We start from the raw sequence: 11,916 nt of genomic DNA, 5'->3' as shown, positions 1-11,916 counted from the left end.
GCCACCGGGGGGTCAGGGCACGACGCGGCCGAGGAAGCCCCGCACGTACCCGGCGACGGCGTCCAGGTGGCTCTCCAGGGCGAAGTGCCCGGTGTCGAGGAGGTGCACCTCGGCCTCGGGCAGGTCGCCGAGGAAGGCGCGGGCTCCGGCCGGGGCGTAGACCTCGTCGTTCGCGCCCCACACGGCCACCAGCGGCACCTGACTGGCCCTGAAGTACTCGTGCAGCGCCGGGTGGAGGTCCACGTCCCGCGTGTGGTCGCGGAACAGCCGCAGCTGGATCTCGTCGTTGCCGGGACGCTGCAGGAGCGCGACGTCGTGGGCCCAGGTGTCCGGGCTGACCAGGCCCGGGTCGGGGACGCCGTTGAGGTACCGCCAGCGGACGGCGTCCGGGGTGAGGGCGTAGCGCACGGCCTTCTCGTTCCCCGGTGACGGGTCGGCGGCGTAGGCCCGCACGTCGGACCAGAAGGAGTCGACGAGGCCCTCCGCGTAGGCGTTGCCGTTCTGCGTGACGATCCCGGTGATCCGCGCCGGGGCGCGCAGTGCCAGGCGCCAGCCGATCGCCGCCCCGTAGCCGTGGACGTACAGCGCGTGCCGTCCGACGCCCAGCCGGTCCAGCAGGGCGGCCGTCACGCCGGCGAGGGCGTCGAAGGAGTAGGGGAAGTCCTGCAGGGACGGCATCGAGGACCGGCCGAAGCCGATGTGGTCGGGCGCGACGACCCGGTAGCGGTCCGCGAGCAGCGGGATGAGGTGCCGGAACATGTGGGAGCTGGCGGGGAAGCCGTGCAGCAGGACGACGACGGGGGCGTCGCGGGGGCCCGCCTCGCGGTAGAAGACCTCCCGGTCCGCGACGGCGGCCGTGAGGTGGTGGACCGCGACCATCTCTGACCTCCTGGGAGTACGACCTTCCTGTCGCATGCCACGTCGGGCACGGGAATCACGTTCCGGCGGACGGATTCACGCGGTTGCTGCTCCGTGCTCCGGCAGGGGCTCCGGCAGGCATGCGATTCGGCCCCCGCGCCACAGCACCGGGGCGCAGGCGGGGTGAGTAGCCGTACTCATGCCCGCGGGCCGACCGGGCGGGAGGATGGCAGCAACGAACCCTCGGACGCAGGAGGTTGGAGACGGCCATGGGGAGATTCCTCGGCGCGGTGCTGGCGCTGGCGGTGACCGCGGGGGCGCTGGCACTGGTCTACGCGGTGGGCGCGCCGCTGCCGGTGGTCCTGGGCGTGGGCGCCGGGGTGCTGTGCCTGCTGTGGCTGCTGGTGCTGCTCACGGTGCCGTGGAACATCTACTTCCGGGCGCACGCGGTGCTGGCCGAGATCGCCGTGAGCCGGGAGAAGGGCCTGGTGGTCCCCCAGGCGCGGGACGCCGAGGCCGCGCGGATCGCCCGGACGATGCTGCGGGTCGCCCTGGCGGGGCATCTGCTGACGACGGCCGGGGTGGTGGCGGTGACGCTTGCGACCGGTCACGGCGCGGGGTACTGGGTCGCCGGGTTCTTCCTGCTCAGCACGGTGTTCCGCCCGGCGGGCGCGTGGTTCGGGCAGCTGCGGAAGCGGCTGGGCACGCTGCTGAAGGACGTCACCTACCCACGCGATGACGTACTGGAGCTTAAGAAGGGCGTCGAGCGCACGGACAGCGGCATCAAGGTCCTGGAGGAGAAGGCCGAGGAGCAGTACCGGGCCCTGGCGGAGCTGCGGCGCACGGTGGACGTGCTGGGCGTGTCGGCGTACGAGCGGGCCGAGGACACCGACCGCCGGATCACCGCGCTGGCACGCGAGTTCGAGGCCACGGTCAACCGGCTCACGGACAACGAGGAGATCATCACGGGTCTCAAGGCCTTCCTCCGGCTGCTGCGGGCGGGCGACGCGACCGCCTGACCGGAGGCGTGACGGTCTCCACCTGCGGCCGAGGGCCCGGTCCTACGCGGACGGCGCGTCCGGGCCCGCCGCCGAGGAGCTGAAGCCGGTCAGCTTCGCCGGGTTGAGCACCCACATGAGCTGGTCGATGCCCTGCTCGGAGGCGCTGATGGCCAGCAGGGCCATCGGCGTGCCGGCCTGGGACACGAGCGCCGCGGTCTGCCCGTTCGCCTCGACCCACGCCACCTCGGTGTCGGGCCAGAAGCGCGGGGCGAAGGCGGTGATGAACTTCGCCACCTTGGCGCTGCCGACCACGGGGAACTTGGAGGCGTTGCGCACAGCGCCACCGCCGTCGCCGTAGTTCACCACGTCCGTGGCGAGCAGCTTCTCCAGGCCGGCCAGGTCGCCCGCCCTGGCCGCCGCCACGAACGCCTCGAGGAGCCGGCGGTGCTCCGCGGTCCCCACCTGTTCGCGCCGCCCGGCGGCGATGTGCTTGCGGGCGCGGCTGACGAGCTGGCGGGAGTTGGCCTCGCTCAGGTCCAGCACGGTGGCGATCTCCCGGTACGGGTAGTCGAACGCCTCGCGCAGCACGTACGCCGCCCGCTCGGTGGGCGTCAGCCGCTCCAGCAGGAGCAGGACCGCGAACTCCACCGCCTCGCCGCGCTCGGCACCGAGCACGGGGTCGGCGCGCGTGTCGACCGGCTCCGGGAGCCAGGGCCCGACATAGCCCTCGCGCCGCACGCGGGCGGACTGGGTGACGTTGATCGCCAGGCGGGTCGTCGCGGTGGTCAGGAACGCGGTGGGATTCTCCACGGCGTCGCGGTCGGCGGCCTGCCACCGCAGCCAGACGTCCTGGACGACGTCCTCGGCCTCCGCGGCGCTGCCGAGCATCCGGTAGGCGATGCCGAACAATCGGGGGCGCAGGGCCGTGAACACCTCCGCGGCCTCGTCGAGCGAGCCGTCGCGTTCCGCGTCGCCTGGCTGCATCGTCGCGTTTTCCTCCACCGTCAGATCCGCCCGACTGCCCGTTCCAGCCTACACAGACGGCGATTTCCTCCGGGCCCGGGGGCACTTCGCCCGGGCCCTTTCCGCGCAGTTGAGAAGCGCCGTCACCGTACGGCAGGCATTTCCCGCGCCGCGCCCGAATTGCCGTGGCGGGCCCGCGGGGGCCCTTCCCACCGGGTCGGGGAATTCCGGAGCCATTGCGGACCCCATTCCGGTCGCGGCCGCCGGGCGCACGGGCCCCAAAATCTGACCGGGCAGCGTCTCCGTTTGTGACAGCCGGATTCCGCCGGTGATCCCGGCCGGTTCCGCGCGGCGTGCTCACGGATCTTCACGGAATTTCGCACACGCGTTCCAAAAAGGCCGCGGAGCAGGGTAACGTTACGTATCGCAGCAAGATCCGCACAGGGAGGGACGGGGCATGGAGCCCACCACTACGACAGTGCGCCGTGGGCGCCCGCAGGGCTCGGACAACCCCGGCCCCGACGGGCTGACCAATCGTCAGACCCGTATCGTCGAGGCGATCCTGGGCTCGGTGGAGAGCCGCGGTTTCCCGCCGTCGATGCGCGAGATCGGTGAGGCCGTGGGGCTGGCGAGCACGTCCTCGGTCGCCCACCAGCTGGCGGTGCTGCAGCGCAAGGGCGTGCTCGAGCAGGATCCGCACCGGCCCCGCGCCTACCGCGTGCGGTGCTCCTGGCCGTCCCAGCACGGCTCGGAGCCGGGTGCGGAGCCCGTCAGCGCCTCCCCGTCCGCGCGCGTGCCGGTGATCGGCCGGATCGCGGCCGGCACGCCGATCCTCGCCGAGGAGCAGGTCGACGAGGTCTTCGTACTCCCGCGGCAGATCGTCGGCGCGGGCGAGCTGTTCGCCCTCAAGGTCGTCGGCGACTCCATGACGGGCGTCGCGATCTGCGACGGCGACTGGGTCACGGTGCGCAGCCAGGACGCCGCCGACCACGGCGACATCGTGGCCGCGATGATCGACGGCGAGGCCACCGTCAAGCGGCTCAAGCACGAGGGCGACCGGGTCTGGCTCATGCCGCACAACCCCGCCTACGACCCGATCCCCGGCGAGGAGGCGGTCATCCTGGGCAAGGTGGTCGCCGTGCTGCGACGCCTCTGAGGCCGGGCGTCGACGCCCGCTCAGTCCGTCGCCCCGGGCAGCACCGACCGGAGCCCGCCCAGCAGATGGGCCCGGAAGCCCGCATCGTGGTAGGCCTGCGCGGAGTGCCCCAGCGCGGTGTAGAAGACGGGCCCTCCGCCGTACTCGTGGCACCACACCAGCGGATGGTCCGCGCCCATCGAGCCGCCCGTGTACGAGGACTCGTCCGCGGAGGCCAGGACCCGCACCCCGGGGCGGGGGCTGCGGTCGAAGTCGTACCACTCGTCGGTGACCTTCCACGCCGCGCCCAGGTGCGCGGTGGCCGGATGGGCGGCGTCCTCGACGAGGACCGTGCCCGCCTGCAGGGGCGGGTGCCCCGTGAAGCGCGCGCCCAGCAGCTCCCCGTAGTAGGGCCAGTCGTACTCCGTACAGGCGGCGGCGTGCACGCCCATGAACCCCGCGCCGTCGGCGTGGTGCGCCGCGAGGGCGGCCCGGCCCGCGTCGCTGAGCACCTCCCCGCTGGTGGAGAGGAACACCACGGCGTCGTAGGCGCGCAGGCCGGCCCCCTCGAAGTCCTCGGGCCGTTCGGTGGCGTCCACCCGGAAGCCGTGCCCGGCTCCCAGCTCGGTGAGGGCCCTGACGCCGTCGGGGATCGACTCGTGCCGGTAGTCGGTGGTGCGGGTGTAGACGAGCACACGGGGGTCGCGGCGGGACAATCGGCTCTCCCAGGACGGTGACGGACGACGGGCAGCGCCCACCAGTCTCCCCGGCGCGGTCCGGGCGTCGACGGCGGCCCGGGTCCCGTCAGTGGCCGATGCTGTCGATCAGCTCGCGGGCACCCTGCCGCAGCAGCGCCACCGCGACCGACGTCCCGAGGGTGGCGGGGTCCAGCGGTCCTGCCCATTCGTGGGCGTCGAGGACGGTCTTGCCGTCCGGGGAGAAGACCCGGGCCCGGAGCGAGAGCCGGCCGTCGCGTTCGGCGTGGGCGTAGCCGGCGATGGGGCTGTTGCAGTGGCCCTGCAGGACGTGGAGGAACATCCGCTCCGCCGTGGTCTCCCGGTGCGCGGCCGGGTCGCCGAGGTCGCTCACGACGTCGATCGTCTCGGCGTCGCCCTCCCGGCACTGCAGGGCGAGGACGCCGGCGCCGATCGGCGGGATCATCGTCTCGACCGGGAGCACCTCGCTGATCACGTCGGTCCTGCCGATCCGCTCGAGCCCGGACACGGCCAGCAGCAGCGCGTCCGCGTCGCCCGCCGCGAGCTTCTCCAGGCGGCGGTTGGCGTTGCCCCGCATGGGGACGCAGGTGAGGTGCGGGTGCGAGGCCATGATCTGCGCGATGCGGCGTACGGAGGAGGTGCCGATGCGCGTGCCGGGCGGGAGCCGGTCGAGGGTCAGGCCGCCGGGGTGCACCAGGGCGTCGCGGATGTCGTCCCGCTTGAGGAAGGCGGCGAAGACCGTCCCGGCGGGCAGCGGCCGGTCGGCGGGGACGTCCTTCACGCAGTGGACGGCCAGGTCGGCCCGGCCCTCCAGCAGCGTGGCGTCGACCTCCTTGGTGAACGCGCCCTTGCCGCCGAGCCGGGCCAGGTCGCCCATCCAGCGGTCACCGGACGTGGTGACGGGCACGACCTCCGTCCGGATGCCGGGGTGGAGCGCCGCCAGTTCCGCGCGTACGCGCTCGACCTGGGCCAGCGCCATCGGGGAGGAACGGGAGACGATGCGGATCAGCTCGGGGACTGCCATGCGCCCACGGTACGGCGTCCGGCACGCGTCCCGCGCAACACCCCGAACCCCACGCGCCGTGACGAGGGCGGGGCTAGTGTGTCCCGCGGCGCCCACCGGGAGGGCGCCGGCGCGGAGCGGTGGCGCCACAGGGACAGGCGACGGGGTAAGCGCACGATGACGCAGGAACGACCCTCGCCCGCCGCGCTGTCCCCCGAACCGGCGACGCCCACCACCATCGCCACGGTGCCGGTGCGCCGGTTCCCGGCCGGTCTGCGCCACCGGCGTCCGCTCTACGTCCTGGCCGTGCTCGTGCTCCTGGCGCAGATGGCGTTCGCGATGGTCACCACGGCCGTCCAGCAGACGCCGACCATCGACGAGCCGGTGTACCTGGGCACCGCGACGGTCTATCTGCGCGAGCACAGCCTGCGCTTCAACCCCGAACACCCGCCGCTCGGCAAACTCGTCATCGCCGGTGGTCTGGCGTTCGCCCACCCCCACCTCGACCCGGCCTTCGAAGGCGACCAGACGGAACTCGGCCGCAGCGTGCTCTACGAGTCGGGCAACGACCCCTGGCGCCTGATGCTGGCGGCCCGGCTGCCGATGATCGCGCTGACCCTGCTGTTCGGGCTGGTGGTGCTCGCGTTCGCGCGCGATCTCACCGGGCCCGCCGGGGGGCTGCTCGCGCTCGCCCTGTACGCGTTCTCGCCGGACGTCATCGCGCACGGCTCGCTCGCCACCCTCGACGTCCCGGCGGCCGGTTTCCTGCTGACGTCGGTGTGGGCGCTGTGGCGGGCCCGGGACCGTCCCCGGCGGTACCTGCCGCTCGCCGGTGCGGCGTTGGGCGCGGCGGTCGCCACGCGGATGAGCACGCTCCCCGCGGTGCCCGTCCTGTTGCTCCTGGCAGCGCTGTCGGTGTGGCACCTGGCTGCGCGGGGCGCGGAGCGGCCCGGCACCGCCCGGTCGCTGCGGCGTGCCGCGATCGCGGCGGGCGGGGTCGGGCTCGTCGCCGTCGCGGTGGTGTGGGCGGCCTACCTCGTCGTCGACCCGCGTCTGCGCTGGACCGCGCCGGACACCCTGCCGGCGCTGCACGGACTGCGGGGCTGGGCCGTGGACGCGCTCCCGCTCCCCCGGGCGTACCGGGACGGGATGGCCGTCCAGTTCGGCTTCGAGGACTCGACGTTCGAGGGCTTCCTCTTCGGCCGCCACTACCGCGGGGGGCTCTGGTACTACCTGCCCGCCGCGGTGCTGGTGAAGACTCCGCTCGGGATGCTCGCCCTGTGGCTCGCCGGAACCGCCGTGCTGCTCGCCCACCCCCGGCTGCGCCCCGCCGCCCCGTACCTGCTCGTCCCGGCGGCCGTGCTGACGGCCGCCGCCATGACCGGCTCACGGGACTTCGGCGTCCGCTACGTGGTCTTCCTGCCGATGTTGGGTGCGGTCGCCGCGGCCTGCGTCACCGCCCTGCGGCGGCGGTGGGCGGACGTGGCGGCGGCGGCCCTCGTCGCCTTCGTCGCCGTCAGCTCGCTGCGGACCTTCCCGTACTACCTGCAGTACTCCAACGAGGCCTTCGGCGGCACGTCCAGGACCCATCTGCGCCTGCACGACTCCAACGTCGACTGGGGCCAGGACCTGGGCCGCCTCGCGGACCGGCTCCGCGACCGCTACCCCGGCGAGCGGGTCTGGCTGGTCTACAAGGGCAGCGGGGTCCCCGCCCACTACGGCATCCACGCCGCCGATCCGCGCCAGGTCCCCGAGGACCAGGTCCACGGGCTGCTCGTGGTGTCGGACTCCTCGGTCGCGAAGGCGGAGGGGCGGCTGGCCGAGCTCATCGCCGGCAGCGAGCCGATCGACGAGGTGGGGCACTCGATCACGATCTACCGCCGCGGCTGACGACCGCGCCGCCCCCGTCCGCGAGGGGCGGCGCCGGGCACGGCGAGGTCAGGGCTTGCGGGCCACCACGGCGTAGACGTTGATGTCCGCGTCGGTGACGTCGGTGATGCTCCGGTAGCGGATCGCGTCGATGTCCTCGAGGCCCTCGATGAACTCCGGCGAGGCGTCGGCGTGGGTGGCGAGGGTGTCGTCGACGTCGTCCGGGCGCCAGTGGTGGACGGGGACGAGCCCGGGCTCGACGATCTCCAGGCCGTTGTCCGTGACGAAGCGCAGGACCTCTGCGTGCTCGCGGAGCACGAAGGAGAAGCCGCGGTCCTGGTAGGTCTTGGCGACCTTGGCGATCTGTTCCGCGTTGAGGTCGGAGGTGAGGTGGCTCAGCACGACGTGGCTGCCCGAGGGCAGCGCGTCGACGAGGTGCTTGACGATGCCGTACGCCTCGTCGTCCTCGACGAAGTGCAGGACGGCGACGAGCACGAGCGCGACGGGCTCGGTGAAGTCCAGCGTGCCGGCCGCCTGGCGCAGGATCGCGGCGGGGTCGCGCAGGTCCGCGTCGATGTAGTCGGTCCGCCCCTCCGGGCCGCTGGTCAGCAGGGCGCGCGCGTGGGCCAGGACGACGGGGTCGTTGTCGACGTACACGACCCGCGCCTCGGGGGCGATCCGCTGCGCGATCTGGTGCACGTTCTCCTGCGTGGGCAGTCCGGTGCCGATGTCGAGGAACTGGCGTGTGCCGGTCTCCCCCGCGATGTGGTTCACCGCGCGGCGCAGGAAGTCCCGGTTGTGCCGCACGTCCAGGTAGCCCCGGGGATTGGCGGCCAGCGCGGCCGCGGCCGCCTCGCGGTCGACGGGGTAGTTGTCCTTGCCGCCGAGGAAGACGTCGTAGACGCGCGCCGGATGCGCCTTGGAGGTGTCGATCCGCCGGCGGAGCTGCTCGGCGGAGTCGTAGTCGTCGGGAGCGTCACTGCCGCTGCTCATGGCCATCCCCTGGAGACTCGAATACGCGATCTGATCTGCACACAACTTAGCTGGTGAAACGGCGAGTTGGCGCCACCCCCGCCCACTCGTGCGGGCGGTCCGGGCAGGAGCGCGCAGAAAGGCCGGAACCTGCCCTCCCGTTGGCCGTCCCCGCTCGTTGACCTTGGTGACCGCACACCCCCGGAGCTCCCCTGGAGGCTCGCTTGACGTCGATCCACGACGGTGCACCGGCCGCCGGTGAACCGCGCAACGCCTCGGTGCTCATCCACAACGACCGGGGCGAGTACCTCCTGCACCTGCGCGACCACCGCCCGGACATCCGGAACCCCGGCGCCTGGTCACTGCTCGGCGGCGGCCGTGAGCCGGGCGACGTGTCCCTGGAGGCGACCGCCCGGCGTGCACTGCGCGAGGAGGCGGGGCTCGACCTGCCCGCGCTGCGCGCCTTCGCGGTGGAGCACGTCCACGAGCCGGACGGTTCGCTCCTGCCGGTCCAGGTGTTCACCGGCCGCTGGAACGGCGATCCCGACGCCCTGGAGCTGACCGAAGGCGTCCTGCTGCGCTGGTTCCGGCCCGAGGTCATGCCGCGGCTGCGGTTGGGCCACGCGACCCTGGAGCTCGTCCGCCGGCACGCCGGCCTGGCCGTGCCGCCCGGCACCGGGGCCCCGGCGGCCGGGCGGGGCGTCCTCCACATCGTCGGCGCGCACCTGTACCTGGAGAACGCCGGGGGCGAGGTCCTGCTCGGACTACGGCACCCCGACTCCGCCTTCGCCGGTGGCGAGTGGCACTTCCCCGCCGGGCACTGCGAGCAGGAGAGCGCCGTCGCGTGCCTGGTCCGCGAGGCGGACGAGGAGACGGGCCTGCGGATCAGGCCGGAGGACGCCGAGTTCGCGCACGCCGTGCACCTCATCGACGCGACGGGCGGCCGCCCCCGGCTGCAACTCGTCTTCCGCGTACGCCGCTGGCAGGGCGAACCGGTGGTCCGCGAGCCCGACAAGTGCCTGTCCTGGCGCTGGTGGCACCCGGACGCCCTCCCCGAACGCCTCGTGCCGTACACCCGCGCCGCGATCGAGGGCATCCGGGCCGGCCGCCGCTACACCGAGTCGGGCTGGGCGTGACCTGCGGACCGGGCCTGCCGGAACCCGAGGTGCGGCGGTTCGCGGAACGCGCGCTCGGCCCGATCGAACGGTGGACGGACACGTCCTGGCCCCGCGAGAGCAGTCGGGTGTGGCGGGTCCGCGGCGCGGACGGCCTCGTCGGCTACGTCAAAATCCACCAGAACGACCGGTTCCACAGCCGGGAGGTGACCGCCTACCGGACCTGGGTGCCGACCCTGGGGGCCGCCACGCCACGCCTGGTGGCGGCCGACGAACGGCTGCGCGCGGTCGTCGTGACCGCCGTCCCCGGACGCCCGCTCCACGTCGGCGTCCGGCCCCCGGAGGAGGAACGGGCGGTCTTCGTCCGCATCGGCGCGCTCGCCGCCGCCGTCCACGGCAGCGCACCGCCACGGCCCTCCTCCGGGGACAAGGGGCCTGCCACGGGGAAGCTCGACCTGCACCTGGACGGCGCCCGTTCCCACCTGGCCCCTGGTGACGAGGAGTTCGTCCGCGCGCTGACGGCCCGGACAGGCGCGCTTCCCGCTCTCGACCTGGTGCCCACGCACGGCGACTTCCAACCGCGCAACCTGTTGTGGTCGGGCCGGCTCGCCGTGATCGACTTCGAGCGCAGCGAGCCGCAACCGGCGCTCCGTGACTTCGTACGGCTCTCCGACGCCTGGTCCGGCCGACCGGACCTCCACGAGGCCTTCCTGACCGGCTACGGGCGGGAGCTCACCCCGCTCGAGCACGAACGCCTGGCTGTCGACTCCGCCCTCGACGCCGTCTCGGGCATCCGGTACGGCGCCGCGCACGACGATCCCGAGGTCCTCGAACGCGGCCTGCGCACCCTCGCCCGGCTCCGCGCGGCCGGCCACTGACCCGCCGGCGCCGGGCGGCTCAGGCGTCGGCCGTGCTCTCCCGCTCGTCGAAGCTGAGCTCGGGCGGCGGGGTGCGGAAGCCGCGGGTCAGGTAGGCGAGGTAGGCGACGCCGAGGGCGAGCCAGATGGCGCCGAGGGTGAGGGCCTTGCCGTCGAGGTGGAACAGGAGCCAGAGGTCGATCAGGGCGCCGACGGCGGGGACGACGGCGTAGCCGAACAGGCCCACGTGCTCGCCCGCGCGGCGCTTGCGCAGGTACGTCGCGATCACGCTGAGGTTGACGAAGGTGAAGGCGGTGAAGGCGCCGAAGTTGATGAAGGAGGTGGAGGTGGCGACGTCCAGGCGGAGGGCGATCAGCCCGACCACGCCGGTCAGGAGGATGTTGAAGGCCGGCGTCAGGTGGCGGGGGTGGAGGTAGCCGAACACCTTGCGCGGCAGGACGTCGTCGCGGCCCATGGCGTACAGCAGGCGGGAGGTGCTGGCCTGGGCGGCGACGCCGGAGGCGAACTGGGCGACGACGAGTCCGGCGAGGAAGACGGACGAGAAGAGGTCGCCGCCGATGGTCCTGGCGATCTCGAAGGCGGCCGAACTGGGGTCGTCGAACCGGCTGCCGGGGTGGGCGAGCTGGGTGGTGTAGGCGAGCGCGATAAAAATGCCGCCGCCGATGAGGGCGGTGAGCATGATCGCGCGGGGCATGGTCCTGCGGGGCTCGACGGTCTCCTCGGTGAGCGTGGTGACGGCGTCGAAGCCGAGGAAGGAGTACGCCGCGATGGCCGCGCCGCCGGAGATCCCGGCCAGCGTGGTGGCGTCGTTGTGGAACGGCCCGGTGCTGAACAGGCCCCCGGCGCCCTCGATGTGGAAGACGTGCCGCAGCGAGAGCAGCGCGAAGATGACGATGACGAGGATCTGGAACGCCATCAGCAGGGAGTTGGCCCGGTCCGCGGCCTGGATGCCGAGCAGGTTGAGCGCGGTGGTGGTGAGGATGAAGGCGAGGATCCACACCCACATCGGCACGCCGGGCCACTGCGCCTGCAGGTAGGCGCCGCCGATCAGCCAGATGACCATGGGCAGGAAGAAGTAGTCCAGGAGCGTGGCCCAGCCGACGAGGAAGCCGGCCCGTCCGTCGATGGAGCGCCGTACGTAGGTGTAGGCGGAGCCGGCGACGGGGTGCTCGGCGGCCATCTTCCCGTAGCTGTAGGCGGTGAAGAGCATGGCGACGAGTGCCAGGGCGTACGCGGTGGGGACCGCGCCGCCGGTCTTCTCCGCCACGACGCCGAAGGTGCCGAGCACGATCAGCGGGGTCATGTAGGCCAGGCCGAAGGAGACGACGGCTCTGAGTCCGAGGGTGCGGGACAGCGCGGGGGCCGTGGTCGCGGCGCGCGCGGCGTGGTCGGTCATCGTGGGGCTC

Annotated in this window: 11 protein-coding genes; 5 read left to right on the top strand and 6 right to left on the bottom strand. The window is 73.2% G+C overall.

Annotated features, from left to right (window positions below):
- Positions 1-12: 12 nt before the first annotated feature.
- Positions 13-879 carry an alpha/beta hydrolase gene (locus tag OG937_42520; GenBank protein ID WUD77919.1) on the bottom strand — a complete coding sequence of 289 codons (867 nt, stop codon included), beginning with the start codon at positions 877-879 and terminating at the stop codon, positions 13-15.
- Between the two features lie 248 nt (positions 880-1,127).
- On the opposite strand from OG937_42520, the gene OG937_42515 reads away from it, so the two are divergent.
- Positions 1,128-1,877 carry a hypothetical protein gene (locus OG937_42515; GenBank protein ID WUD77918.1) on the top strand — a complete coding sequence of 250 codons (750 nt, stop codon included), beginning with the start codon at positions 1,128-1,130 and terminating at the stop codon, positions 1,875-1,877.
- Between the two features lie 42 nt (positions 1,878-1,919).
- Here OG937_42515 and OG937_42510 read toward each other — a convergent pair whose 3' ends face one another.
- Positions 1,920-2,843: an RNA polymerase sigma-70 factor gene (locus OG937_42510; protein WUD77917.1), complete on the bottom strand. Its 924-nt coding sequence runs from the start codon at positions 2,841-2,843 to the stop codon at positions 1,920-1,922.
- Positions 2,844-3,279: 436 nt separating this feature from the next.
- On the opposite strand from OG937_42510, the gene lexA reads away from it, so the two are divergent.
- The gene (gene lexA / locus OG937_42505; protein ID WUD77916.1) at positions 3,280-3,978 is read left to right on the top strand and encodes a transcriptional repressor LexA; all 699 of its coding nucleotides are present in this window, start codon (positions 3,280-3,282) and stop codon (positions 3,976-3,978) included.
- 20 nt (positions 3,979-3,998) lie between these two features.
- Here the strand turns inward: lexA and OG937_42500 are convergent, their stop codons facing one another.
- Positions 3,999-4,673 (bottom strand): ThuA domain-containing protein, encoded by a 675-nt coding sequence (locus OG937_42500; protein WUD77915.1) that lies wholly within the window; start codon positions 4,671-4,673, stop codon positions 3,999-4,001.
- Between the two features lie 88 nt (positions 4,674-4,761).
- Positions 4,762-5,697 (bottom strand): hydroxymethylbilane synthase, encoded by a 936-nt coding sequence (gene hemC / locus OG937_42495; protein WUD77914.1) that lies wholly within the window; start codon positions 5,695-5,697, stop codon positions 4,762-4,764.
- A gap of 306 nt (positions 5,698-6,003) precedes the next feature.
- On the opposite strand from hemC, the gene OG937_42490 reads away from it, so the two are divergent.
- On the top strand, positions 6,004-7,566 hold the full coding sequence (locus OG937_42490) for a phospholipid carrier-dependent glycosyltransferase (protein ID WUD79055.1): 1,563 nt from the start codon (positions 6,004-6,006) through the stop codon (positions 7,564-7,566).
- Positions 7,567-7,614: 48 nt separating this feature from the next.
- On the opposite strand, the gene OG937_42485 is transcribed toward OG937_42490, so the two are convergent.
- The gene (locus OG937_42485) at positions 7,615-8,538 is read right to left on the bottom strand and encodes an SAM-dependent methyltransferase (GenBank protein ID WUD77913.1); all 924 of its coding nucleotides are present in this window, start codon (positions 8,536-8,538) and stop codon (positions 7,615-7,617) included.
- A 203-nt stretch (positions 8,539-8,741) separates the two neighbouring features.
- Here OG937_42485 and OG937_42480 point away from each other — a divergent pair, with 203 nt between their 5' ends.
- Together OG937_42480 and OG937_42475 are read left to right on the top strand one after the other, a co-directional pair.
- Entirely contained in the window at positions 8,742-9,653 is a 912-nt protein-coding gene (locus OG937_42480; protein ID WUD77912.1) for an NUDIX hydrolase, read from the top strand.
- Positions 9,650-10,510, top strand: coding sequence for an aminoglycoside phosphotransferase family protein (locus tag OG937_42475; protein WUD77911.1), 861 nt, complete (start codon positions 9,650-9,652; stop codon positions 10,508-10,510). The genes OG937_42480 and OG937_42475 overlap by 4 nt, the downstream gene beginning before the upstream one ends.
- A gap of 19 nt (positions 10,511-10,529) precedes the next feature.
- Here the strand turns inward: OG937_42475 and OG937_42470 are convergent, their stop codons facing one another.
- Positions 10,530-11,906, bottom strand: a complete 1,377-nt coding sequence (locus tag OG937_42470; GenBank protein WUD77910.1) for an APC family permease — start codon at positions 11,904-11,906, stop codon at positions 10,530-10,532.
- Positions 11,907-11,916: the final 10 nt, after the last annotated feature.

The organism is Streptomyces sp. NBC_00510 (assembly GCA_036013505.1).
GTDB lineage: Bacteria > Actinomycetota > Actinomycetes > Streptomycetales > Streptomycetaceae > Actinacidiphila.
The sequence above is the reverse complement of the archived record's forward strand: the minus strand, read 5'-3'. Positions and strand labels throughout refer to the sequence as shown.